The organism is Bacillus sp. ZY-1-1, from assembly GCF_003047165.1.
Lineage (GTDB): Bacteria > Bacillota > Bacilli > Bacillales > Bacillaceae > Bacillus > Bacillus velezensis.
The window spans coordinates 2,186,617-2,213,472 of record NZ_CP027061.1 but is presented as its reverse complement, the minus strand read 5'-3'; the positions used below and the strand labels follow the sequence as shown (position 1 = coordinate 2,213,472).

Genomic DNA, 26,856 nt, shown 5'->3' with positions numbered 1-26,856 from the left:
AGGTGACGGACTTGGCAAAAGTCATCCAGCTGTCAGATGAACTTTCGAATAAAATAGCGGCCGGCGAGGTGGTCGAACGGCCTGCCTCAGTCGTTAAAGAATTGGTGGAAAACGCCATCGACGCAAACAGCACAGTCATTGAAATCGACATAGAGGAAGCGGGGCTTTCGTCGATTCGGGTGCTCGATAACGGCGAAGGGATGGAAACCGATGATTGCAAGCGGGCTTTCCGCCGCCACGCGACCAGCAAAATCAAAGATGAAAACGACCTGTTCCGGGTGAGAACACTCGGTTTCCGCGGAGAAGCTTTGCCAAGTATCGCGTCTGTTTCTCATCTGGAAATCAAAACGAGCATCGGCGAGGGAGCGGGAACCCATCTCATTCTTCAGGGCGGGAATATCATTTCTGAGCAGAAATCCTCCAGCAGAAAAGGAACGGAGATTATCGTTACCAACCTGTTTTTCAATACGCCCGCCAGATTGAAATATATGAAAACCGTGCATACGGAGCTCGGCAATATTACGGATGTTGTCAACCGGATTGCTCTTGCGCATCCGGAAGTATCCATCCGTCTGCGCCATCAGGGGAAAAATCTGCTGCAGACAAACGGTAACGGGGACGTGCGCCATGTGCTGGCCGCAATTTACGGGACGGCGGTTGCGAAAAAAATGATACCGCTCCATGTCAGCTCGCTTGATTTTGAAGTCAAGGGCTACATCGCGCTTCCGGAAATCACGCGTGCATCCAGAAACTACATGTCATCTGTCATTAACGGAAGGTACATTAAGAATTTCCCGCTTGTAAAAGCGGTGCATGAGGGCTATCACACACTTCTGCCGATCGGCCGCCATCCGATTACGTTTATCGAAATTACGATGGACCCGATTTTGGTCGATGTCAATGTCCATCCGTCGAAGCTTGAAGTCCGCCTCAGCAAAGAGACGGAGCTGCATGAGCTGATCCGTGACGGGATAAAGGAAGTGTTTCAAAAGCAGCGGCTTATTCCGAGCGCCCAGCTCCCGAAAAAAACAGCGCCGGCACCGGCCAAAAACGAACAGCAATTTATGACATTCGAGGAAAGCGCGCCTGAGCGGAAACTTCCTGAAAAAACGCCGGAGCCGTCTTACTCACCGATGAAGCTGAGTTCGGTCGTAAAAGAGCCGGAGCCGGTCATAGAAGAAGAGTCCCTGCCGGATGAAGCGGGTCACGGAGTGCCGCCGGAGCTCGGCATGCCGGTAACGGAAGCGCCTGTTTCCGATATTCCGGAGCCTGAAGAGGAGGCTGACTCTGAAGAAATACGGGAAGAAAGAGTTCCGGTGATGTATCCGATCGGCCAAATGCACGGGACGTATATTTTAGCCCAAAACGAAAACGGCTTGTATATCATTGACCAGCATGCGGCGCAAGAACGGATTAAATACGAATATTTCCGGGAGAAAGTCGGGCAGGTCGAGCCTGAAGTGCAGGATATGATCGTGCCGCTCACCTTTCATTATGCGGCAAATGAAGCGCTGATCATTGACCAGCATCAGCATGAGCTTGAAAGCGTCGGAGTATTTTTAGAAGCATTCGGCACGAACAGCTACATCGTCCGCTGCCATCCGGCCTGGTTTCCAAAAGGGGAAGAAGCTGAACTGATTGAAGAAATCATTCAGCAGGTGCTTGACGCCAAACAGATCGATATTAAAAAACTCCGGGAGGAAGCGGCCATTATGATGAGCTGCAAAGGCTCAATCAAAGCGAACCGCCATTTGAGAAACGACGAAATCAAAGCGCTCTTGGACGACCTGCGCCGAACGACAGACCCGTTTACATGCCCGCACGGCCGGCCGATCATTATCCACCACAGTACGTATGAGATGGAGAAGATGTTTAAGCGTGTGATGTAATAACAACGTTTATGTGAGACTAAACCGTTATTTACCCACAAGCAGCCTTACTAGTTTGAATGACCCAGCCTTTCAGAGATAACTTTTGAGTTCTGGCATAATTGTTGCATGGTATACCGTAAATCATGAAGATAATTTGTTTAACATCCAGTTATTTGGGAAGGATCCCTTAAGTACAAGATGAATACTCTGTATGCGGGTACCTGCTTTTACAAAGTCACAGGGAAGAGATGGGGAAGAATTTAAATAAAATTGGAATTTGGCGGGTTATACTATCCGCAAGTTAGTCAAGGGGGACTAGTAATTAGTCCCCCTTACATTTAGTTCTTTCTGCGGTTTTTTCTATTTTTGATCAAACTGAAAACCACTAAAAGAACCACACCGACAGCAACAATATAAAATGAAATTTCCGCTGCGGCGGTGTTAATATTCTTAAGAACAAGGATAAGCCCTATTAAAAATATAGGAATGATGTAAGTTAGAATTCTTATAGCTTTCGGGCTCGGTTCAGCATTACTTTTATCTTCCATAGTTACCTCCGATCTTAAACACTTTAGAAAATAATCACTTTAAAGCTTAACACAGGATAAATTTGTTAAACACCAACAATAGCCCCGTTTAAAGGAAAAGCATAAGAGTTTTAGTAACCCACAAAGTTGCAGCCTGGTTACCAGTTACTTTTAGAGCATCCGCATAGCACGCATCTTCAACTGCACCAGTAAAATTGTCAATGATATTAAGAATTATTTCAAAACCGCCGATTCCACCCATAGCAGCTTTAACTTTAGTAGGTATTGCGTCCCGAGCTGCTCTCAGTGCTTTTATAGCTCAGGACAAATCACCTTGAGCAGTAAACTCCGACCCATATAACATAGTCTATTTGTCTAAATCTTAATATTTACTTTTTACACTTAATGATTTTATGTTAGTTTTGTTTTTGCACAGTAAAAAGATAACTTTATTTAGCCCTAACAAAAACATCTGAGCTCCTTGTCAATAATCAAATATAAATCGTCTTCAACTGACGTCTTTTTTCATGCGCGACGCTTTCGTGAATTGTTGCAGCTAGACTTGTTTTTGAACGGTTTTCTCGCAAAAGAAAAGAGTGTAAATTAAGCCGTACTTTTCTCAGTTCAATTATGTTAATGTCAACATAACGTTGAATTCGGTGTAAGAACTAAGGTATTCTGATATATTTCGAGAGCCCGTGTGGTTTAGTTTATCTGAAGAAAAGGATTGAAATAATAATCTTAATTGCGGGTCATTTCTAAAAACTGATTATCTCCTCCGGCCGCTTCTGTAATTGCTTCTCAAAACAAAAGCTCAATTTGTTTTCTTTTTATCCGAAACTCATATTCATCCTTCATTTTCTGAATAAAATTCCCTAAAGAATTCATCTGAATTAATATTCTGATTTCCTTATATATCAGCATAGCAATTTGTAAAAAAGGCCCAGACTGGTGCTTTTGGCGGAAGCAGAAAGTTTTTTAAACTTTACCGGAAAATCCATGGAAAAACGTGGTGCCATCTGGTAAAGTGGTTACAGTCGGCTGGGCGGCGGCAGCAGTCTGCCCGGATCTTTTAAATGGGAATGGTGACAATGGATCATACATATGAAGTGCATCAAATCAAAACTTATCACCAGATGTGGTCCAACTATTGTTATATTATCGCAGACCGCTCAAAAAAATCTGCGATAGCGGTGGACCCGTCCTGGGAAATCGATAAAATAACCGATAAACTGCATGAATTGGATGTTGATTTATCAGCTATTTTATTAACACATTCGCATTATGACCATGTAAACTTGGCGGAGCCGCTTCAGCAAATCTATCATTCTGATATATACATGTCGTCGGCGGAAATCGATTTCTATCAATTCCGGTGCAGAAACTTAATAGCGCTTGAAGACGGACAAACCTTTGCAGCCGGAGGGTTTATCATCAGAAGTATATTGACCCCGGGACATACGGCCGGGGGAATGTGCTATTTGCTATCTGATCACCTTTTTACCGGTGACACCGTGTTTACAGAAGGGTGCGGTATATGTGAGGACAGGGGCAGCTCAGCTGAAGATATGTTTCACAGTATACAGAGGATCAAAGCCTCTATTCCGCCGCATGTGCGTGTGTATCCGGGGCACTCCTTCGGGGAGAAGCCGGGTCAAAAAATGGAGAGTCTTTTGAAAAACAATATTTACTTTCAGATTGAAAAAAAAGAACATTTCGTGAACTTCCGCAACAGAAAAAATCAAAAAGGGCTGTTTCACTTTAAGTAGCGTATAATTTGGTTCTATCTAACTAGTTTTTCTTTTAGGCCACGGAACTTCTGAATTGAAATGATAGTCATTGCTCGCTTTTTGGTGATGAATGGCTGAGTAACGGTAGTTTGCGGATAAAAGCGCCGGGCAGGCTGAATGGGACATTCTGCTTATATCTATTCCAAAAGCCCTGAGTCCGCCTTCCGTCAGGGAAAAATAGGCATTATTCAGGATTCCGCATAGGATAAATTAACTTGACATGGTATTTTTGTGAAGTTACTATCAACTTGAACATGCTTCTTAACTGAATCCGAGAAAGGATGGCTGAGAAAATGATCACATACATATTCCCCGGACAAGGTTCTCAAAAGCAGGGAATGGGAAGCTCATTGTTTGATGAATTTAAAGACTTAACGGAGCAGGCTGATGAAACACTCGGATATTCCATGAAACGGCTTTGTCTTGAGAATCCGTATTCCAATCTTCACAAGACGCAGTTCACCCAGCCTGCTTTATATGTTGTAAACGCGTTAAGCTATTTGAAAAAAATCCAAGAAAATGACATAAAGCCGGATTATTTGGCCGGCCACAGTTTGGGAGAATATAATGCGCTGTTTGCAGCAGGTGCTTTTGATTTTATTACCGGCCTGCAGCTTGTCCGTAAAAGAGGCGAATTAATGAGTATGGCCACTGACGGAAAAATGGCCGCCGTTATGGGGTTAACCGCAGCTCAAGTGTCGGACGCCCTTCAAACGCACGGATTACATACGATTGATATTGCCAATATGAATTCTCCTCACCAAGTTGTCATATCCGGACGCAAAGAAGACATTGAAAGAGCCAAAAGCGTATTCGAAGGAATAAAGGACGTTACGATGTTTCATCCGTTAAACGTCAGCGGCGCTTTTCACTCGAGATATATGAGCGAAGCAAAACAAGAGTTCGAAAAATTTTTACAGTTATTTCATTTTTCTGCTATATCAATTCCTGTCATTTCTAATGTGCATGCCAGACCTTATGAGCAAGACGGAATCCACTCCGTTCTGGCCGATCAGATCGACCATTCAGTGCGATGGAACGACAGCATCCGCTATCTGCTGGACAAAGGACGGATGGAATTTGAAGAAGTCGGCCCGGGTCATGTGCTGACAGGACTTATTCACCGCATCAAAAAAGAAACTGAAGCTTCACCCGCCATGTAGCGGAATGCAAGTCAAAATTCTTATCTCACATAATAGTGCCAGCCATACAACATCACGACCACTTCATCTGCACACAACATCAAGAAAAACTTACAAATCAATATTTTAAAAAAATAAAGAGCGAAAAGGAGAACAAATGAACCAGCCAATTGTTTTCATGTTTTCTGGACAGGGTTCCCAATACTATCAAATGGGGAAAGAGCTGTTTGCACATAACGCCGCTTTTCGGCAGAAAATGCTTGACTTGGACGATTTTGCAGTCAGCCGTTTCGGTTACTCTGTCCTGAAAGAGGTTTATCATACAGGCAATCGTCTGTCTGATCCATTTGACCGCCTTCTTTTCAGCCATCCTGCCATTTTTATGGCTGAGTACGCACTTGCATATGCTTTGGAGCAAAGAGGCATACGTCCCGATTATGTGATCGGAGCAAGCCTTGGAGAGTATGCAGCGGCCGCTGTGTCGGGTGTGCTGAGTGCTGAGGATGCTTTAGATTGCGTGCTGGAACAGGCCCGAATCATTACGGAAACTTGCCGTAACGGCAGCATGCTTGCGATACTGGGTGATCCGGCTTTATATCAAGATGATCCGCTGCTCGGCGAACATAGTGAATTGGCATCTGTAAACTATCATTCTCACTTTGTCATCTCGGGAGAGCGGGAACATATCAAAAAGATCATGGACGATCTGAGAGAAAAGCAGATTCCTCATCAGCTATTGCCGGTATCTTACGGGTTTCACTCAGCGCTGGTTGATCAGGCGGAACAGCCGTACAAGCGCTTTTTAGCTCAGAAATCAATCCGGACTCCGTTTATACCGTACATCTCCAGTGCGACCGGAGAGGCTGAGACCGATATACAAGCGGACTTTTTCTGGGATATTGTAAGAAAGCCGATTCGATTCCGCGAAGCGCTTCAATTCGCAGACAGCCGCCAAAAAGGATTGTATATCGATGCCGGGCCTTCCGGAACATTGGCCGCATTTGCCAAACAGATTCTTCCCGCAGGATCGGCTGAACGCATCCGTGCCATTATGACGCCGTTTCATAAAGAACAAACCCATTTGCAGCAAATAGAAGACAGCATTTTATCACCGCCCGGAAGGAGACTGTAAGATGATCAGCTTTGTTTTTCCAGGCCAAGGCTCGCAAAAAATAGGGATGGGAGAGGACCTGTTCGGCCGCTATCCTGAATTAACCGCAAAGGCGGATCACATTCTCGGATATTCCATTCAGGAGCTGTGCTGGGACGGGGAACGTCTCAATCAGACTCAATTCACTCAGCCGGCGCTCTATGTCGTCAATGCCCTCAGTTATTTGAAAAAAACAGAAGAAACCGGCTTGAAACCGGATTTTACCGCCGGACACAGTTTAGGCGAATATAACGCGTTATACGCCTCGGGCGCTTTTGATTTTGAAGAAGGCCTACAGCTGGTCAAAAAAAGGGGCGACCTGATGAGCCGCGCAAAAGGAGGCGGCATGGCAGCGGTGATCGGCCTGACTCATGAGCAGGTGACGGACGTTTTAAGAGAGTATCACTTGCATACGATTGATATCGCCAACATGAACACTCCGCAGCAAATTGTCATTTCCGGATATAAAGAAGATATTGAAAAAGCCGCATCCGTTTTTGAAGCCGTAAACGGCGTAAAAATGGTTCACCGCTTAAATGTCAGCGGCGCCTTTCATTCCAGATACATGCTGGAAGCGAAGGAGGAATTTTCACGGTTTATTGAAACTTTCCATTTTAAGCCGCTGTCCATTCCGGTCATTTCAAATGTGACGGCAAGACCTTATGAGCAGACCGAGCTGAAAAAGACACTCACCGGACAAATAACGGGATCGGTGAACTGGACAGACAGCATCCGTTTTTTAATGGGAAGAAAGAACATGATCTTTGAGGAAATCGGTCCCGGAAAAGTGCTGACGGGGCTGATTCAAAGAATTACGGCTGAAGCGGAGCCGATAACAGATGAAATCAAAGTCCCGGCTGAAGCTGGAAAAAGCTCAATTACGGCGGTGTCTTTAGGAAATGAAGAGTTTAAGCGCGATTATCAATTGAAATACGCCTACTTGGCCGGCGGCATGTACCGCGGAATTTCTTCGAAGGAAATGGTCGTCAAACTGGCCGAAAAAGGAATGATGGGCTTTTTCGGAACGGGCGGTTTGAACATCGCGCACGTTGAGGACGCCATTTTGTCAATTCAGCATGAGCTTCGTGACGGCGGTTCCTTTGGCATAAATGTTGTACATAACATGAAGCATACAGATTCAGAAGAAAAAATGATTGATCTTTTACTGAAGCATGGGGTTCAGAACTTGGAAGCATCAGCATTTTTAACGGTTACTCCCGCTTTAGTAAGGTTTCGCGCTAAGGGGTTAAAACGCGGTGCCGGCGGACAAATAATAGCGCGTCAGCGGATTATCGCAAAGCTGTCCCGTCCGGAAGTAGCGGAAGCATTTCTCAGCCCGGCGCCTGATCACATTCTGCAGAAACTTGCAGCCGAAAACAAAATTACCGCTGAAGAAGCAAGTCTGATGAGAGAAATACCCGTTGCGCATGACATCTGCGTAGAGGCTGATTCAGGCGGCCACACTGACGGCGGAGTTGCTTACAGTCTCATGCCGGCGATCATCCGTTTACGAGATGACATGATGAAAAAATACCGATACGGCAAAACCGTCCGCATCGGAGCCGCAGGGGGAATCGGAACGCCTGAGGCTGCTATGGCCGCATTTATGCTCGGCGCTGATTTTATTGTGACCGGATCCATTAACCAATGCACCGTTGAAGCAGCGACGAGCGGCCTCGTAAAGGATCTCCTGCAGCAGATGAATGTACAGGACACGGCCTACGCGCCGGCCGGCGATATGTTTGAATCAGGCAGCAAGGTGCAGGTATTAAAGAAAGGGCTGTTCTTTCCGACCCGGGCCTCTAAGCTGCATGAACTGTATCAGCGTCACCGCTCAATTGAAGAAATTGATGAAAAGACACTCAGACAAATAGAAGAGAAGTATTTTAAGGCAAGTGTAAGCAGTATTTATGACAAAGTGAAGGCTCATTATTCGAATGAAGACATTTCAAAAGCCGAACGGAATCCGAAACAGAAAATGGCGCTCATATTCAAATGGTATTTCAGGCAAAGCTCTGCTTCGGCGATTAAAGGAGACCCGGATGCCAAGGTAGACTTCCAGATTCATTGCGGCCCGGCATTAGGCGCCTTTAATCAATGGGTGAAAGGTACGGAGCTGGAGTCCTGGAAAAACCGCCATGCCGATGGTATCGGCCTTCGTCTTATGGAAGAGACGGCCTCGCTTTTGAATCAGAAGTTAGGCTCATTTCTGCAAACGTGTTGACAAGACGAAATGATAGATTGAAAACATGGAATATTCATAAAAGATGAAACAGGGAGGAACTGACAATGAGTGAAGAAAGAATCTTTGAATTGCTGCAGAACACAATCTACGAGGTTTTGCCTGATTTAGAAGGCGAACAGCTTTCAAAGGAAGACCGGTTAGTTGATCTGGGGGCGGACTCAGTGGACCGCGCCGAAATTATCACGATGATGCTTGAAGAATTATCACTGCAGATCCCGCGTGTTGAGCTGACGGGAGTGTCAAACATCGGCGAATTGGCGGCAAAGCTTTATGAAAAGGTACAGGCTGTCTGATAAAACGGTGAAAAAATCGGAAACTCAAAATTCATATTGGAGGCGAAGTTCATGGCGGCTGCCGGAATAGAAGCGATAAATGTGTTTGGCGGGACGGCATACCTTGATGTCATGCAGCTGGCGGAGTACAGAAACTTAGACCCTGCCAGATTTGAGAATTTACTGATGAAAGAAAAAGCGGTGGCGCTTCCGTACGAAGACCCCGTCACATTCGGCGTTAATGCGGCAAAGCCGATTATCGACCGATTGACAGAGGCTGAAAAAGACAGAATCGAGCTGCTGATTACCTGCTCGGAGTCCGGCATCGACTTCGGAAAATCACTCAGTACATATATTCATGATTACTTAGGCCTCAACCGGAACTGCCGTTTATTTGAACTGAAGCAGGCCTGTTATTCAGGAACGGCGGGTTTGCAGATGGCGCTTAACTTTATTTTGTCGCAGACATCCCCCGGAGCGAAGGCGCTTGTCGTCGCGACGGATATTTCCCGGTTTTTAATTGCCGAAGGCGGCGATGCGTTAAGCGAGGATTGGTCTTACGCCGAACCGAGCGCCGGAGCGGGTGCCGTCGCCTTATTGATCGGTGAAAACCCAATCGTATTTCAGGCGGATGCGGGCGCCAACGGCTATTACGGCTATGAGGTGATGGATACATGCCGTCCGATCCCGGACAGTGAAGCCGGTGACGCCGACTTGTCATTGATGTCTTATCTCGATTGCTGCGAACAGACATTTCGCGAGTACAAAAACCGTGTGCCGGGCGCTGACTATAAAGAGACGTTTCACTATCTTGCCTTCCATACACCGTTTGGCGGCATGGTCAAAGGAGCTCACCGGACGATGATGCGTAAGCTTGCAAAAGCGAAAAACGCTGAGATCGAACAGGATTTTCAAACCAGGGTAGAGCCGGGGCTCCGCTACTGCCAAAGAGTCGGAAACATTATGGGGGCAGCCTCTTTACTGGCTCTTACAAGCACGATTGACCAAGGGGCTTTCGACACTTCTAAGCGGATCGGCTGTTTCTCGTACGGCTCCGGATGCTGTTCGGAATTTTACAGCGGCGTTGTGACGCCTGAAGGACAAACGCGGCAGCATTCTTTCAAAATAGAAGAGCATCTGAACAACAGATACAGGCTGTCCATGGAAGAGTATGAAGAACTGTTTAAAGGCAGCGGTCTGGTGAAGTTCGGAACCCGGAATGTCAAATTGGATATGAATATGATTCCGAACATTTTAGACCATCATGCCGGGAGCCCTCGTTTATATTTGGAAGAAATCACGGAATTTCATCGGAAATACAGGTGGATGCCGTGACCTATGAGACGATCAACGTCCGTTTTCAGCAAAATGTCTGCTTCATCACCTTTGATCGGCCTGAAGCCAACAATACGATTAATGAGCGTTTAGTGGAGGAATGCCTGCACGTTCTTTCTGAATGTGAAGACTCCGTGACCTCCGTAGTGCTTGAAGGGCAGCCGGAGGTATTTTGTTTCGGGGCGGATTTTGATGAGATGTACCGGAAAATGAGGCAGGGAATGCAGCATGCGGAATCGCAGGAGCCGCTTTACCGTTTGTGGCTGGCATTAAAATCCGGGCCGTACATCACAATCGCCCGCGTCCGCGGAAAAGTAAATGCGGGAGGTGTCGGTTTTGCCGCCGCGTGCGATATCGTCATTGCAGAGGAGAGTGCTTCGTTCAGTTTATCTGAACTGTTATTCGGACTTTATCCAGCCTGCGTTCTGCCGTTTTTAATTCAAAGAATCGGATTTCAAAAGGCGCATTATATGACGATTATGACAAAGCCCGTGCCGGCGCATCAGGCGCTTGAATGGGGACTTTGTGACGTATGCGTTCCGGACTCAGCAACAGAGCTGAGAAAGCATTTGCTGCGTCTTCGCCCGCTGTCGAAAAAAGCAGTCATCCGTTATAAAAAATACATGGATTCCTTAAACGACCTTGTTCATCGTTCGAAATCCATTGCTCTAGCCGAAAATCAAGCGATGTTTTCAGATCCGGATAACCAATCAGCCATTTTCCGTTATGCAGAAACGGGGCGGCTTCCTTGGGAAACGGAGAACAGTTAGGAGGATATCATGCCGAACGCCGCAGTTGAACTGCTCGAAATTGAACCGGATATTATCCAAGTGACAATGCAGGATAAAGCCCATAAAAACGCCTTCTCCAAAGAACTGACGGATGGATTGATGGAAGCATTCACCCGTATAAAAAAATCGTCAGTCTATAAAGCTGTGATTTTAACAGGATACGGCCATTACTTTGCTTCCGGAGGCACACAGGAAGGTCTGCTCAGGATTCAGCAGGGCATCACAAAGTTTACGGAAGACCGCATGTACTCTTTGGCGCTGGAATGTGATATCCCCGTCATTTCAGCCATGCAGGGCCACGGAATCGGAGGCGGGTTTGTCATGGGGCTTTTTAGTGATTTTGTCATTTTAAGCAAAGAAAGCGTGTATACCGCAAACTTTATGAAATACGGTTTCACTCCCGGAATGGGGGCCACCTTTATCGTTCCGGAGAAGCTTGGGGCAAGCCTCGGCCATGAAATGCTGTTAAACGGCGGCCACTACCGCGGCGGTGACCTGGAGAAAAGAGGGGTGCCTTTTCCGGTGCTTCCGCGGCAGGAAGTATTAGACTATGCGCAGGAATTGGCCCGTGAGCTTGCGGAAAAACCGAGAAACTCTTTAATTACATTGAAAAGGCACTTGGTGACGCCGTTTCGCGAGCAGCTTCCGGCTGTCATTGAGAAGGAGTTAATCATGCACGATGAGACGTTTCATGATGATGAAGTGAAAAAACGAATCACGACGATGTACGGAGTATAAGACATACATCTTACATACAGATGAAATGGAGGCAGCTCTATGAAAAGTGATATGAAGGCAAGCGGGTTACTCAAGCCATCTGTCAGCTACGGAAAACCATTGCGGCTTTCAGCGGATCAGCCGATGACGATTCCTGAAGTCCTGCACAAAACCGCCGCGGCAGCGGGAGATCAAAAGGGCATCACATATATACAGCCTGACGGCACCAAAGTGTACCAGACTTACAGCGGCCTGAAAAAGATCGCTCTTTCGATTGTGAAAGGGCTCCGCCAATCAGGAGTGAAGGATCAGGATGAAGTCATATTACAGCTCAGTGACAATTCCCAGCTGATTCCTGCGTTTTGGGGCTGTGTTTTTTTAGGAGCGATCCCGGTTCCGCTTGCGGCCGCTCCGGCTTATACAGAAATGAACAGCGGGACGCAAAAACTGAAAGACGCCTGGACGCTTTTGAATCAGCCGTATGTCATCACAAGCCGTGAAGTGCTGCCGGAGATGACTGAATGGGCGGAGGAGCAGGAGCTTTCCGGGTTTTGCGCTTTGGCGGCAGAAGATCTCAGTGCGCATGAAATGGATACGGACTGTCATCATCCCCGTCCGGAAGATTTGGCGATGCTGCTTTTGACCTCGGGAAGCACGGGCAAGCCGAAAGCCGTGATGCTCAGCCATGAAAACATCGTCTGCATGGTCAAAGGAAATATTCAGATGCAGGGCTATACAAGTGAGGATGTCACGTTTAACTGGATGCCTTTTGACCATGTCGGCGGCATCGGAATGCTTCATCTTCGTGATGTTTATCTTGGATGTGAGGAAATCAACATACCGAGCGAATCCATTTTGATGGATCCTTTAAAATGGCTCGACCTGATTGATCATTACCGCGCTTCGGTCACGTGGGCCCCCAATTTTGCCTTTGGGCTGCTTGCCGATTTCGCAGAAGAGATTCAAACGCGGAAATGGGACTTATCTTCCATGCGTTATATGCTGAACGGCGGGGAGGCCGCGGTGGCGAAAGTCGGACGCAGAATTATGGAGCTTTTAGAGCCGCACGGTCTGCCGGTTAATGCCATCCGTCCCGCATGGGGAATGTCCGAAACGTCTTCGGGCGTTATTTTCTCAGATGAGTTTACACTGGAAAACACGAGTGACGACGATCGTTTCGTCGAGATCGGTCTGCCGATCCCGGGGTTTAATATGAGAATTACGGATGACCGCAATCAAGTGGTGGAAGAAGGAGAAATCGGCCGCTTTCAAGTGTCCGGTCTGACTGTAACGAGCGGATATTATGAGCGCCCGGACTTAAATGAGAGTGTCTTTACAGAAGACGGTTGGTTTGAAACGGGAGATCTCGGATTTCTGCGTGAAGGCCGCCTGACGATAACGGGGCGCACGAAAGATGCCATCATTATCAATGGTGTGAATTATTACAGCCACGCCATTGAATCAGCCGTTGAGGAATTGCCGGAAATTGAAACGTCATATACAGCGGCATGCGCCGTCCGGCCGAATCAAAGCACGACAGATGAGCTGGCGATTTTCTTTGTGACGTCTGTTCCATTGGATGAGAACCGCATGACGAAGCTTCTTCATCACATTCACCAGCACGTGACACAGAGAATCGGCGTTACCCCTGATTATCTGCTACCGGTCGCAAAAGAAGACATTCCTAAGACGGCAATCGGGAAAATCCAGCGCACTCAGCTGAAACATTCATTCGAACAAGGGCAATTTGATTCATTACATAATAACAGACAAGAAGGCGGCAATTCAGCCCCGGCTTCTGCAGAGAAAGAAATTGAACGGGATTTTATCCGTTTTCTGAAAGAGGAACTTTCCATCGCGGATGAGCTTGTTGATCCAAATACACCGTTTCAAAGCCTTGGCGTTAACTCCATCAAGATGATGAAACTCGCCAGATCAATTGAAAAAACGTATCACATCCGGCTGACGGCAAGAGAGCTGCACAAAAACCCGACGATTGGCGCTTTAGCGGCTTATACTGCTGAAAAAGCGGCAAACATGTCAGCGGAGCATCATTCCCAAAAAGCCGAACCGCCGGCAGAACGGGAGAGACGGCAAACGGCGCCGGCGCTTTCAGAAGTCCAAAAAGGGCTGTGGACATTGCAGAAAATGTCGCCTGAAACGACTGCATACCATGTCCCGCTCTGTTTCCGATTCACATCCGGAATCGACAAAGAGAAACTGAAACAGGCGTTTCAGCTCGTATTAAAGCAGCATCCGATGCTCAAAAGCGCCGTGAATGAAACAGACGACGGGTTTTATTTCATAGAAGCGGCAGATCCTTTTGTATTCTCGGAAGAAGATATTTCTGACGTCAATGAATCACAAATACCCGCTCTGATACGGAAAAAAGTGAAAGAGCCGTTTGTCAAAGAAGGCGGGCCTTTGCTGCGCGTGCGGCTGCTTTCAAAATCCGCCTCGGAACATTATCTTTTGACGGTCATTCACCACATCGTGTTTGACGGTTTTTCATCCATTACATTTATTCACAGTCTGCTGGATCACTATCAGGCGCTGCTGGAGGGAAAAGAAGGGTTTACGGCCGCCGCTCCCGGCATTCATTCCGATTTCGCGGCTTGGGAAAAGCGGTATTTAGCGAGTGAAGAAAGCAAAGCTGCCCGCGCTTACTGGATGAAACAGCTCGGGGGCGATCTGCCTGACCTTCAGCTTCCGCCGATGCGCACGGACAGCAGCGTTCCGGAGTTTACAGAAGATACGCTGACACGCCGTTTTCCCGAACGGCTGCTGAATAATCTAACGGCGTTTGCCGCATCCCGTTCGATTCATTTGTCTACCGTTATGCTGAGCTGCTATATGGTGCTTTTAAGCAAATATACGGATAAGGAAGATATTGTGACAGGCATGCCTGCAATGGTCAGACCTGAAGAACGCTTTGACGGAGTGGTCGGCCATTTCCTCAACATGCTTCCTATACGGAGCAGAGCCGGACGAAAAGAAACATTTGCTGACTTTGTTCAAAAGGTGCAGGATGCCGTTCTGGACGGACTGGATCACTCCTTTTATCCGTTTCCGAAAATGGTGCGTGATGTGCATGCGAAACCCCTGCAGAACGGTTCGCCTGTTTTCAGCAATGCCTTTTTCTATCAGAACTTTCTGCAGCATTCAAGCTATCAATCGATGCTGGATGAATACAAGGAATTCTCCTGTGAGTTTGTAAAAGACATTCATCAGGAGGGGGAATATGATCTTGTATTTGAAATGTGGGAAGAAGCATCAGGTATGGATCTTACGATTAAATACAGCACCGAATTATTCGACGAAGCAGGGGCGGCCAGACTTTTCAGCCAATTTGTACAGGCCGCTGAAGCTTTGACGGCGAATGCGGATATGCCGCTTGAGAACGTTTCTCTCATGACAAAAAGAGAGGAGCACATGATTCTTAAGACTTGGAATGAGACAAGCCGTGAATATCCGGATGCCTGCTTCCATGAATTATTCGAACGTCAGGCGGCAGAAACGCCGGACGCTTGTGCGGTCGTGTATGAACAGCAAAAGCTGACATACCGTGAGCTTGATGAAAAAAGCACGAAGCTGGCGCTCTATTTGCAGGCGCACGGTGCAGGCCCTGATGATCTCATCGGCATTTATACAGACCGTTCATTGCATATGGCTGTCGGCCTTCTCGGCATTTTAAAAGCCGGGGGAGCGTATGTGCCGCTTGATCCTTCTTATCCCGCTGACAGATTGGAATATATGGTCGCCGACAGCAGGATTTCAATGTGTCTGACGACAGCTGATTTAGAGCACTCCTTGAACTGGGGAGGCGTGCAGACAACTGCCATTGACCGCGATTGGTCTCGTATTGAAAGTACAGCCGCGGAAAGAACGTCGCTGAAGCGGTTAGTGACACCTGACGATCTGGCGTACGTCATTTACACGTCGGGCAGCACGGGCAAACCGAAGGGCGTGATGATTCCGCACCGGGCGCTGACCAATTTCTTAATCTCGATGGCGAATGAACCGGGGCTTACGTCCGAAGACAAACTGCTTGCCGTCACGACATATTGCTTTGATATCGCGGCACTGGAGCTTTACCTCCCTTTAATCAAAGGAGCAGAGTGCAACATCTGTAAGACAGAATTCACAAAAGACGCACGGAAGCTGAAAGAGCTGATTCAAGAGTACAAACCGACGATCATGCAGGCGACGCCGTTTACGTGGAAAATGCTCTTTCATTCCGGATGGTCAAATGAAGAAAAAGTGAAAATCCTTTGCGGCGGAGAGGCGCTTAGCGAACAATTGAAGCAGCAGTTTCTCGATACGAAAAGTGAGGCTTGGAATATGTTCGGGCCGACAGAGACGACAATCTGGTCCGCGGTGCAGCGTATAACGGAAAATGAGAGCGCGCTTACGATCGGGCGCCCGATCGCCAATACCCGTGTGTATATTATGGATTCCGCTCTCAACCCTGTTTTAGAAGGGATGCCGGGAGAACTTTGTATTGCGGGAGACGGATTGGCAAGAGGGTATTTCAACAAGCCTGAGCTGACAGATAACGTTTTCGTCAGCCACCGGCTCGAACTGGGATCAAAGATTTATAAAACAGGCGATATGGCGCGTTTTCTTCCCGGCGGCCGCATTGAATACATGGGACGGATGGACACCCAAGTCAAAATCCGCGGCTACCGGATTGAACCCGGAGATATTGAGAGCCGGCTGAATGCCTATCCGGCCGTACAGGAAAGCGTGGTGGTTGTGAACAATCACTCCGGAAATGAAAAACTTTGCGCATTTTATATCCTGAAAAACGGAGAGCCGCTTCCGTCTGCAAAGGAATTGCGCAATCATTTGAAACAAGCGCTGCCGGCCTATATGACGCCAGCTTCGTTTATCCGTCTTGAAGAGCTGCCGCTCACACCGAACGGAAAAGTTGACCGCAAGCTTCTTGCTGCGCGCGATCTGACGGAAAAGCAGCCGGACACACAAACATTTTCATCATCTCATATCCAGCAGGCGGTGCTGGCGATTTGGCAGGATGTATTGAAAAGCAAAGATATAGAGCTTGATGACCGCTTTTTTGATGCGGGGGGAGATTCGCTTCTTGCCGTGACTGTCACTGACCGGATGACGCAGGAACTGGATTGTGAATTCAGTGTAACGGAGCTGTTTGAATACGCGACGGTAAAAGACATCAGCCGGTACATCACAGAACAAAAACTGAAAGAAACCGTTTTGGCTCCTGTGCCGCAAAAGAAAGTGAATACAGAAGACCGGGAACACCCAGCGGGAGAAATTCCCGATTATTATGAGGACAGTGTCGCGGTTATCGGTATATCCTGTGAGTTTCCGGGAGCAAAAGATCATTATGAATTTTGGAATAACATCAAAGAAGGCAAAGAAAGCATCACCTTCTTTTCAAAAGAGGAGCTCCGCCGATCCGGTGTTTCTGAAGAACTGGCTGATCATCCCGGCTTCGTTCCGGCTAAATCAGTTTTAGAGGGGAAAGAAATGTTTGATCCCGGTTTCTTCGGCTTTTCACCGAAAGATGCGGAATATATGGACCCTCAGCTGAGAATGCTTTTGCTCCATTCATGGAAGGCAATCGAGGATGCGGGATATATCTCAAAAGAAATTCCGGAAACAAGCGTGTATATGTCTGCAAGCACGAACTCTTACCGCAGCCTGCTGCCGGAGGAGACGACAGCACAGCTGGAAACGCCGGATGGCTACGTATCATGGGTGCTTGCCCAAAGCGGCACGATTCCGACGATGATTTCTCATAAACTCGGGTTGAAAGGGCCGAGCTATTTTGTCCATGCCAACTGCTCATCTTCGTTAATCGGCCTGCATTCGGCTTTTCAAAGCCTGCAGTCCGGCGAAGCCAAGTATGCCCTTGTCGGCGGTGCGACCCTTCATACGGAATCAAGTGCCGGATATGTTCATCAGCCGGGGCTGAATTTTTCAAGCGACGGGCATATTAAAGCGTTTGACGCGGCTGCTGACGGAATGATCGGCGGTGAAGGAGCCGGCGCCGTGCTCTTGAAAAAAGCGTCGGATGCCGTTAAGGACGGCGACCATATTTATGCGCTGCTGCGCGGAATCGGCGTCAATAACGACGGAGCGGATAAGGTCGGATTTTATGCGCCGAGCGTCAAAGGACAGGCTGAGGTCATTCAGAAGGTCATTGATCAGACCGGCATCCATCCTGAAACGATCGCGTACGTCGAAGCTCACGGCACAGGAACAAAACTCGGCGACCCTATCGAACTGTCCGCACTTCAATCGGTGTACGGCCGATATACAGATAAAAAACAATACTGCGGCATCGGTTCAGTCAAAACAAATCTCGGGCATTTGGATACAGCGGCCGGAATGGCGGGCTGCATCAAGGTTGTCATGAGCTTATATCATCAGGAAATCGCGCCGAGCATCAATTACAAAGAGCCGAACCCGAATCTTCATTTAGAAGACTCTCCGTTTTACGTAGCGGGAGAAAAGAAAGAGTTAACCCGTGAGAACAGAGCGCACCGCATGGCTTTAAGCTCTTTCGGTCTTGGCGGAACAAACACACACGCGATTTTTGAACAATATCCGGATGCATCCGAAGCAGCAGACGCTGCCGGTCCGTTCATCATTCCGTTGTCTGCCAGAAAAAAAGATCGTCTGAAGGAGTACGCAAAACAGCTGCTGGCTTTTCTGGAAAGAAAAACGGACGCCGGCCTCGCTGATCTTGCCTACACGTTCCAAGTCGGAAGGGAAGCGATGGAAGAGCGCGCGGCCTTTATCACAAGCGGCACTGCGGAGCTCAAGCGGCAGCTTGCCGATTTTATCAATGATAAGCCGGCTGTAACAGGCTGCTTCAGAGGAGAAAAACAGCAGGCAAAAGATATTGCCTGGCTTTCTGATGATGATGACAGCGCTGAACTCATTGAGAAATGGCTTGCGAAAGGAAAAGGAACGAAGCTCTGTGAAATGTGGAGTAAAGGTGTCCCCATTAATTGGCACAAGCTTTACAAAGACAAGCATCCGAAACGGATCAGCGTGCCGGTCTACCCGTTTGCAAAGGAGCCGTACTGGCCGAAAAAAGCAGAAAAGAAAACATCTGCCGCACACACCGGAGTCTCAGTTTTACACCCGCTTGTGCAGCAAAATACGTCAGATTTGGCCGTTCAGCGGTTCAGCTCACGGTTTACAGGCTCAGAATTTTTCCTGAAGGATCATGTGGTCAGGGAAAAAGCGGTGCTGCCGGGAGCGGCATATTTGGAAATGTCTTATGAAGCGGTAAAACGGGCGCTTGGCGGCTTATTAAAAGACCAAGACAGAATAACGCTCCATCATACCGTCTGGATGAAACCGATCGTCGTTCACGAACAAGAGCGCCAAGTCCATATCGCGCTGTTTCCTGAAGAGGACGGCATCATCTCATATGACATTTACAGCGTAAACGCTGACGATGAAGAAGTGCTGCACAGCCAAGGACGGGCTGAAATCATAAAGGCTGAACGAGAGCCTGAGGCCGACCTTTCTGCCATACAAAACAGATGCACAGCGGACATTCTTGATCCGGCGGCCTTTTATCGGGAAGGCCGGAGCAGGGGGATGTTCCACGGAAAAGCCTTCCAAGGCATTAAGTCCGCCTTTATCGGCGAGAAAGAAGTGCTTTCGGATATACAGCTTCCGGATTCTGTTTCTCATACGAACGGACAATTTACGCTTCATCCGAGCATCATTGATTCGGCTATTCAGACGGCGACGATCTGCATTATGCAGGAGTTTTCCGGACAAAAGCTGATTCTGCCGTTTGCGCTGGAATACCTTGAAGTCATCAAACCATGCACACCGACTATGCGGGCGCATGCACGCTTCAGCGAAGGATATCAAACCGGTGATTCCGTGCAGAAAGCCGACATTGACCTGTTCGACGAAACAGGAGCGCTTTGCGCGAAGGTGAGAGGATTCTCTACGAGAGTGCTTGAAGGCGATGCAGAATCGGCTCAGCGGCCATCAGGCTCGGAAAAGGTCTTGTTTGCACCGGTTTGGAAAGAAGCCGCCGCATCCGAGAAAGCTTCTGTCCATGCTGATGAGCATTTGATCATACTTTGTGAAGATGCCTGCCGTATAAAAGATAAAGCGGCATCCGGCCTGAAAGACGCCGAACTGCTGATTGCAGAAGGTGAGGGAGAAACAGCCGCTGAACGCTTCCAAAGCTACGCGCAGACAATCGCTGAACACATCCGGCGGATCATCAGCGAAAAAAGGCAGGGCCGCATTCTGATTCAGACTGTTATTTCAGCAGACGGAAGCCAGCAATTGTTTGCGGGGTTAACAGGTTTGTTAAAAACAGCCGAGCTGGAATACGGAAAACTTGACTGTCAGCTCATCGAGATGGAATCAATCGGCGAAATGCCGGCTGCCGCTCAAAAACTGAAAAACGACAGCCATCGGCCGCATGATAAACATATCCGTTATACAGGAGAAAAACGGTATGTGAAGGCTTGGGAAGAAATGCATCCTGCAGGTGGCGGCGCCGTCTGGAAGGACGAAGGCGTATATCTGATTACCGGAGGCGCAGGAAGCCTGGGGTTGATGTTCGCAAAAGAAATCGCTGGTCGCGTAAAACACCCGAAAATCATTCTGACCGGCCGCTCAAATCTGGCAGAAGCCAAACAGCGTGAACTTGCTATGCTTCAGGACTCGGGCGCAAATGTCGTCTACAAAAAGCTGAATGCGGCAGACCGGCGGGAAAATGAAGCGCTGATAAAAGAGATTACGTCGGAATTCGGGGAGCTTAACGGAATTATTCACGCAGCGGGCGTGATACAAGACCGTTTCCTGCTGCAAAAAACGAAGGAAGAGTTCAGGGAAGTGCTTGATCCGAAAGTGATCGGCACCGCTTATTTAGATGAAGCCAGCAAAGACTGCAATCTTGACTTTTTCGTATTGTTCTCCAGTGTTTCCGGCGTTCTCGGCAATGTCGGGCAGGCTGATTATGCCGCCGGCAACGCGTTTATGGATGCATACGCCGCTTACAGGCAATCCCTTACGGAGAATGGCCTGCGGCACGGAAAAACGATCGCCTTTAACTGGACGCTGTGGAAAGATGGCGGTATGCAGGCGGGAGACGAGACGGAAAGAATGATGAAAAAAGCTTTCGGCATGGTTCCGCTTCAAAAGGCGTCAGGCCTGGCTGCATTTTATGAAGGAATGGCTCAGGAAAGGCCGCAGCTTTTAGCAGCTGAAGGACACGCAGCAAAATTAAAACAGTCGTTCCTGTCCGTTTCTGAAACTGAAAAGCCGCAGGTGGAGAAAATAGAGCCTGTATCCGCCGTTTCGGGAGACAAATGGCACGGTGCGCTTATCAGATTGGTCAGTTCAATTTTAAAAGTCGGCCAAGACGAGATTGATATTGATACGGAACTGAGTGAATACGGTTTTGATTCCGTATCCTTTACCGTCTTTACGAATCAATTAAATGAAGCGTATCAGCTGGAGCTGGCACCGACGATCTTCTTCGAGCACGGGACGATCCGCAGTTTAGCAGAGTATTTGTCGGATGAAACAGAAAGAGGTCTTCCTTTTCAGCCGGAAGAAAAACACGATGCAGAAGAATCTCTTCAAGCGCTTCACACCGCTTTGACAGCCATGGTAAGCAGCATTTTAAAAGTTGACCGTGAGGACATTGATACAGATACGGAACTGAGTGAATACGGTTTTGATTCCGTATCCTTTACCGTCTTTACGAATCAATTAAATGAAGCGTATCAGCTGGAGCTGGCGCCGACGATTTTCTTTGAGTACGGAACGATCAGTAATCTCGCCGGATATTTGGCAAAAGAACATCCGGGCCGTTTCGGCGAAAAGAAGAAGGAGTCTCCGAAAAAAGAGCAGCCAAAAGCCCAAAAACCGAAAATGCAGCGGAAAAAGCGCTTCGCAACGGTAATGAACGCTAGGGCAGCGACACAAGAGCCGCGCCGCTTGGACCCGGTTGCCATTGTCGGAATCAGCGGCCGATTCCCGGGCGCGAAGGATATAGAGGAATTTTGGCGCAATCTGAAAGAAGGAAAAGATTCTATCACAACCATTCCGAAAGAACGCTGGGATTGGCAAGCGTTTGATGGCGACCCGAACCTTGAAAGGAACAAAACGAATATCAAGTGGGGCGGCTTTATCGACGGAATAGCTGAATTTGATCCGCTGTTCTTTGGGATTTCACCGCGGGAAGCCCAATATTTAGATCCGCAGCAGCGGCTGTTATTGACTTATGCATGGCGGGCGATAGAAGATGCGGGCTGTAAGCCGGAAAGCCTTTCCGGCACAAATACGGGTGTCTTTATCGGCACCGGAAATACCGGTTATAAAGATTTGTTCACAAGGGCAGGTCTTGCGCCGGAAGGACATGCGGCGACAGGCAGCATGATTCCTTCCATCGGTCCGAACCGTTTAAGCTATTTGTTAAATCTTCACGGGCCGAGCGAGCCGGTTGAAACGGCATGTTCAAGCTCGCTTGTTGCGATTCACCGGGCGGTATCCGCTATAGAAAACGGAGAATGCGACATGGCGATTGCCGGGGGAATCAACACGATTCTGACGGAAGAAGCGCATATCAGCTACAGCAAAGCAGGCATGCTCAGCAAAGACGGAAAATGCAAAACCTTCTCCAAAGATGCCAACGGGTATGTCAGAGGAGAAGGCGCGGGAATTCTGATGCTGAAGAAACTGACAGATGCAGAACGTGACGGCAATCCGATTTACGGCGTGATCCGCGGTACGGCTGAAAACCACGGCGGCCGGGCGAATACGTTAACCTCGCCGAATCCGAAACTGCAGGCTGATTTATTGGTGAAAGCATATCGGAAAGCGGGAGTGGACCCGAGCACCGTCACGTATATTGAAGCGCACGGTACAGGAACGGAATTGGGCGACCCGATTGAAATAAACGGTTTGAAAGCGGCGTTTCACGAGCTGGCGAAAACAAATCAAGAGCCTGAAGTCTCCGATCACCGCTGCGGCATCGGTTCGGTCAAGAGCAATATCGGCCATTTAGAGCTTGCCGCGGGAGTATCAGGCGTCATGAAAGTGCTTTTGCAAATGAAGCACAAAACGCTGGTGAAAAGCCTGCATTGCGAGACGATCAATCCGTACATTCAGCTCGATGACAGTCCTTTCTACATCGTGCGGGAAAATCAGGAATGGACGGCAGCGAAAGATAGAAACGGAAATGCGATTCCGCGCCGGGCCGGGGTCAGCTCATTTGGCATCGGCGGGGTCAACGCCCATATCGTCATTGAAGAGTATGTCCCGAAAGCAGCCGCGCAGCCTGAGCACAGCCCGGAAAATCCGGCAATCATCCTTTTGTCCGCCAAATCAAAAGAAAAACTGTTTGAACAGGCGCAGCAGCTGCAAAAAGCGATCCGTCAAACGCCGTATACAGATCAAGACTTGGCGGGCGTCGCTTATACGCTGCAAACCGGAAGGGACGAAATGGAAGAGCGCCTGGCCATTCTTGCAGCGACGATGGCGGAATTGGAAACAAAGCTGGAAGCATTTACGAAAAATGAGAAAAACATCGCCGGGCTGTATACCGGCCAGTCTCACCGCAATAAAGATACGTTTGCCTTGTTCACGGCAGATGAAGATATGGACATCGTCATTGACGCCTGGATTAAAAAAGGAAAATTCGCCAAGCTGGCAGAGGTATGGGTGAAAGGCGGCGTGTTGAATTGGAACCGGCTGTATGAAAAGGGCACGCCGCGTTTACTCAGTCTTCCGTCTTATCCGTTCGCAAAAGACACGTATTGGGTGCCTGAGAATCCTGACAAAAATAAGGTCCATACAGAGGAACGGATGAAACGTATTCTGACAAAACAATGGGAACCGAGCCCGCTCGAACTGCGTGAACCGTGCCCACGTTCTGTTGCGATTTTGACAGGCGGGGACACGATCAATCTCGCAGAAGAGATCGCAGCGCATATGCCGAATCACCGTATTATCACAACATCAGACCTTACCGGTGAATATGACTGGCAGGCGTTTGGCGGAGTCATCGACCTTCTCGGCGCAGCGAAAGAAGAAGCTTCTGGAGATATGCCCGGTATCAAATGGCTTCAGCAATTGATTGAGCATGGGCATAAAGAAGGGATAACACTGCTTTGTGTCACGAAAGACCTTGAGTCAATGGGGAAAGAGGCCAATCAAATAACGGGAGCAAAACGGGCCGGGCTGTACAGAATGCTGGCATGCGAGTACAGTCATCTGTCTTCAAGGCATCTCGACCTTGAAGGAGCGCTTTCGGATGACAAACTGGCGAAGCAGATTGCCGATGAGTTTCATGCCCGTACTGATGACGCGGAAGTTTGCCGGAGGGACGGCTTGCGCTACCGCGCCGTATTGAGCGGATCAGAAAATATGAATACGCAAGGCGAGAGAATTGATTTTCCGGACCACCATGTGCTTCTGATCACCGGAGGGACGAGAGGGATCGGCCTTTTATGCGCACGCCATTTTGCCGAACATTACGGAGTGAAAAAACTGGTGCTTACAGGCCGTGAGACCCTTCCGCCGCGAAGTGAGTGGACGGGCGGACTGAATGGGGTGACGGCTTCTGTAAAAGCGAAAATTGAAGCTGTTCTCGACTTGGAGTCCAAAGGTGTACAAGTGAAGGTATTGTCAGTCCCGTTAGCTGATGAAGCCGGGCTGAGACAGGAATTGAGTCAGATCAAACAGACGCTCGGACCTATCGGCGGCGTGATTCACTGCGCGGGTGTGACCGATAAAGAGACGCTCGCATTCATCAGAAAAACCGATGAAGACATACAGCGCGTGCTCGAGCCGAAAGTAGAGGGGCTTCAGGCGTTATACAGTGTGCTCAGTGAAGAGCCGCTGAAGTTTTTCGTCTTGTTCTCTTCTGTGTCAGCTGCGATACCGGCGCTTTCGGCAGGACAGGCCGACTATGCCATGGCCAATGCGTATATGGACTATTTTGCAGACTCATACAAAGAGCAACTGCCGATCGTAAGCATTCAGTGGCCGAACTGGAAAGAAACCGGAATGGGCGAAGTAACGAACAAAGCTTATAAAGAGAGCGGGCTATACAGCATCACGAATGCAGAAGGATTACAGCTCCTTGACGGCATACTTCTTGAATCAGCAAGGGGCCCGGTGCTGCCGGCCGTTCTGAATCCTAAGCTGTGGAAGCCGGAGCGATTCCTGCGGCGGAGCAGGCAGGATCAGCCAATGAGCCCGGCTATGGTAAAATCGGCGGAAAAAACCGCTGATACCGCCGCAGACAACGCTCAATTAACAAGGAAAACAGAAGAATGGCTGAAAGAATTATTTTCTGAAGAGCTGCGGATTGACCAGGATCAGCTTGAGACAGACGTATTATTCCAAGATTACGGAGTGGACTCCATTATCCTTGCTCAGCTTCTGCAGCGGATCAATCGGAATCTCTCGGCATCGCTTGACCCGTCCATTCTGTATGAATATCCGACGATTCAATCTTTCGCAAAATGGCTTCTCGAAGGATATACAGAAGTTTTGTCAGAACGGTTTGATTTGGCGGCGGCTGAGCCTGTTATGAAGAAGCCGGCTGAGCCGGTAATTGTAACACAAGCCGTTAAGGTGCAAGAAGAGGCGGCCGAAAAACAGATTCACCGGGAAGATATCGCGGTCGTCGGCATGTCCTGCCGGTTTCCGGGGGCGGCTTCCTTAGAGGCGTACTGGTCGCTTTTGGCTGAAGGCCGTTCGGCTATCGGTCCTGTTCCGGCTGAGCGATGGGGGGTGAAGACGCCTTATTACGCGGGAATGCTTGATGGAATTCATCAATTTGATCCGGACTTCTTTTTACTGGCTGAAGAAGATGTAAAGGCAATGGACCCTCAAGCTTTGGCCGCTCTGGAAGAATGTCTTAACCTGTGGTATCACGCGGGCTATACGCCGGATGAGATAAAGGGAGAAGCAATAGGTGTGTACCTCGGCGGACGCAGCCGTCACAGACCGGGTGAAGAGAAACTGCTGGATGCGAAAAACCCGATCGTCGCGCTGGGCCAGAATTATTTGGCCGCAAATCTCTCTCAATATTTTGATATGCGCGGCCCGAGTGTTGTCCTCGATACGGCTTGTTCTTCTGCTTTAGTCGGAATGAATATGGCCGTGCAGGCTCTTGTAACAGGAGAAATAAAAGCGGCCGTCGTCGGCGGCGTGAGCCTGTTTGAATCAGAAGAAACCCATAAATTATTTGAACAGCGCGGCATATTAAGTAAAGCGCAGTCGTTCCATGTATTTGACGAACGCGCCGATGGAGTCGTGCTGGGCGAGGGAGTCGGAATGGTTCTTTTAAAAACCGTGTCTCAGGCCATTGCAGACGGAGATTCTATTTATGCCGTAGTGAAGGCGGCATCCGTCAATAATGACGGAAGAACGGCAGGCCCGGCTACGCCGAGTCTGGAAGCGCAAAAATCCGTCATGAAGACGGCTCTTGAAAAAAGCGGAAAACAGCCGGAAGACATTACTCATATTGAAGCGAACGGTTCAGGCACGGTCGTGACGGATCTGTTAGAACTGAAGGCCATTCAATCCGTCTACCGTTCAAAAGACGCCGGCCCGCTCGGAATCGGATCTGTGAAACCGAACATCGGGCACCCGCTTTGCGCGGAAGGAATTGCAAGTTTCATAAAGGTTGTTCTCATGCTGAAAGAAAAGAGCTTTATCCCGTTTTTATCGGGTGAGCATGAAAACACACATTTTGATAGAGAAAAGGCCAATATTCAGTTCAGCCGCACTCTGGCAGACTGGCCGTCACCAATGCCGGCGGCAGGAATTAACTGCTTTGCCGACGGCGGAACAAATGCACACGTCATTGTGGAAGCGTGGCAGGGAGACGAAGGGCGCCGAATCAAGCGCCACCCTTTAACACCGCCTGCATTAAATAAGCGGCTGATTTCGCCGGACAGCAAAGAAGAAACGAACGAAAAAGCTGCGGCAAACATCTGGGATACCTATGAAGTGGAGGTTTAAC

General features: G+C 48.6%; 11 protein-coding genes. 10 read left to right on the top strand and 1 reads right to left on the bottom strand.

What is annotated here, in order from left to right:
- The first annotated feature begins 11 nt into the window (after positions 1–11).
- Positions 12–1,889, top strand: a complete 1,878-nt coding sequence (gene mutL, locus C5I45_RS10980) for a DNA mismatch repair endonuclease MutL (protein WP_003154106.1) — start codon at positions 12–14, stop codon at positions 1,887–1,889.
- 320 nt (positions 1,890–2,209) lie between these two features.
- On the opposite strand, the gene C5I45_RS10975 is transcribed toward mutL, so the two are convergent.
- A complete protein-coding gene (locus tag C5I45_RS10975; protein ID WP_003154104.1) occupies positions 2,210–2,419 on the bottom strand; it encodes a hypothetical protein in 210 nt (69 codons plus the stop codon).
- A 1,070-nt stretch (positions 2,420–3,489) separates the two neighbouring features.
- Between C5I45_RS10975 and C5I45_RS10965 the strand changes: the two genes are divergently transcribed.
- From C5I45_RS10965 to C5I45_RS10925, 9 genes are all read left to right on the top strand, one after another.
- Positions 3,490–4,167: an MBL fold metallo-hydrolase gene (locus C5I45_RS10965; RefSeq protein WP_003154103.1), complete on the top strand. Its 678-nt coding sequence runs from the start codon at positions 3,490–3,492 to the stop codon at positions 4,165–4,167.
- A 314-nt stretch (positions 4,168–4,481) separates the two neighbouring features.
- The gene (fabD, locus tag C5I45_RS10960) at positions 4,482–5,351 is read left to right on the top strand and encodes an ACP S-malonyltransferase (protein ID WP_025851197.1); all 870 of its coding nucleotides are present in this window, start codon (positions 4,482–4,484) and stop codon (positions 5,349–5,351) included.
- Between the two features lie 136 nt (positions 5,352–5,487).
- On the top strand, positions 5,488–6,462 hold the full coding sequence (locus tag C5I45_RS10955) for an acyltransferase domain-containing protein (protein WP_003154101.1): 975 nt from the start codon (positions 5,488–5,490) through the stop codon (positions 6,460–6,462).
- A gap of 1 nt (position 6,463) precedes the next feature.
- Positions 6,464–8,704: an ACP S-malonyltransferase gene (gene fabD / locus C5I45_RS10950; RefSeq protein WP_025851194.1), complete on the top strand. Its 2,241-nt coding sequence runs from the start codon at positions 6,464–6,466 to the stop codon at positions 8,702–8,704.
- A gap of 65 nt (positions 8,705–8,769) precedes the next feature.
- Positions 8,770–9,018, top strand: coding sequence for an acyl carrier protein (locus C5I45_RS10945; protein ID WP_003154099.1), 249 nt, complete (start codon positions 8,770–8,772; stop codon positions 9,016–9,018).
- 51 nt (positions 9,019–9,069) lie between these two features.
- Positions 9,070–10,332 (top strand): hydroxymethylglutaryl-CoA synthase family protein, encoded by a 1,263-nt coding sequence (locus C5I45_RS10940; protein WP_025851191.1) that lies wholly within the window; start codon positions 9,070–9,072, stop codon positions 10,330–10,332.
- A complete protein-coding gene (locus C5I45_RS10935) occupies positions 10,329–11,102 on the top strand; it encodes an enoyl-CoA hydratase/isomerase (protein ID WP_024085319.1) in 774 nt (257 codons plus the stop codon). The genes C5I45_RS10940 and C5I45_RS10935 overlap by 4 nt, the downstream gene beginning before the upstream one ends.
- 9 nt (positions 11,103–11,111) lie before the next feature.
- Positions 11,112–11,861 carry a polyketide synthase gene (locus C5I45_RS10930; RefSeq protein WP_003154094.1) on the top strand — a complete coding sequence of 250 codons (750 nt, stop codon included), beginning with the start codon at positions 11,112–11,114 and terminating at the stop codon, positions 11,859–11,861.
- Positions 11,862–11,900: 39 nt separating this feature from the next.
- Positions 11,901–26,855, top strand: coding sequence for a non-ribosomal peptide synthetase (locus tag C5I45_RS10925; RefSeq protein ID WP_107994392.1), 14,955 nt, complete (start codon positions 11,901–11,903; stop codon positions 26,853–26,855).
- The last annotated feature ends 1 nt before the right edge of the window (position 26,856 follow it).

Excerpts from the sequence above, each read along its gene's own strand:
- C5I45_RS10955 (WP_003154101.1), top strand. The coding sequence starts at position 5,488 with ATGAACCAGCCAATTGTTTTCATGTTTTCTGGACAGGGTTCCCAATAC.
- C5I45_RS10930 (WP_003154094.1), top strand. The coding sequence starts at position 11,112 with ATGCCGAACGCCGCAGTTGAACTGCTCGAAATTGAACCGGATATTATC.
- C5I45_RS10925 (WP_107994392.1), top strand. The coding sequence starts at position 11,901 with ATGAAAAGTGATATGAAGGCAAGCGGGTTACTCAAGCCATCTGTCAGC.
- C5I45_RS10940 (WP_025851191.1), top strand. The coding sequence starts at position 9,070 with ATGGCGGCTGCCGGAATAGAAGCGATAAATGTGTTTGGCGGGACGGCA.
- fabD (WP_025851197.1), top strand. The coding sequence starts at position 4,482 with ATGATCACATACATATTCCCCGGACAAGGTTCTCAAAAGCAGGGAATG.
- fabD (WP_025851194.1), top strand. The coding sequence starts at position 6,464 with ATGATCAGCTTTGTTTTTCCAGGCCAAGGCTCGCAAAAAATAGGGATG.
- C5I45_RS10975 (WP_003154104.1), bottom strand. The coding sequence starts at position 2,419 with ATGGAAGATAAAAGTAATGCTGAACCGAGCCCGAAAGCTATAAGAATT.
- C5I45_RS10945 (WP_003154099.1), top strand. The coding sequence starts at position 8,770 with ATGAGTGAAGAAAGAATCTTTGAATTGCTGCAGAACACAATCTACGAG.
- C5I45_RS10965 (WP_003154103.1), top strand. The coding sequence starts at position 3,490 with ATGGATCATACATATGAAGTGCATCAAATCAAAACTTATCACCAGATG.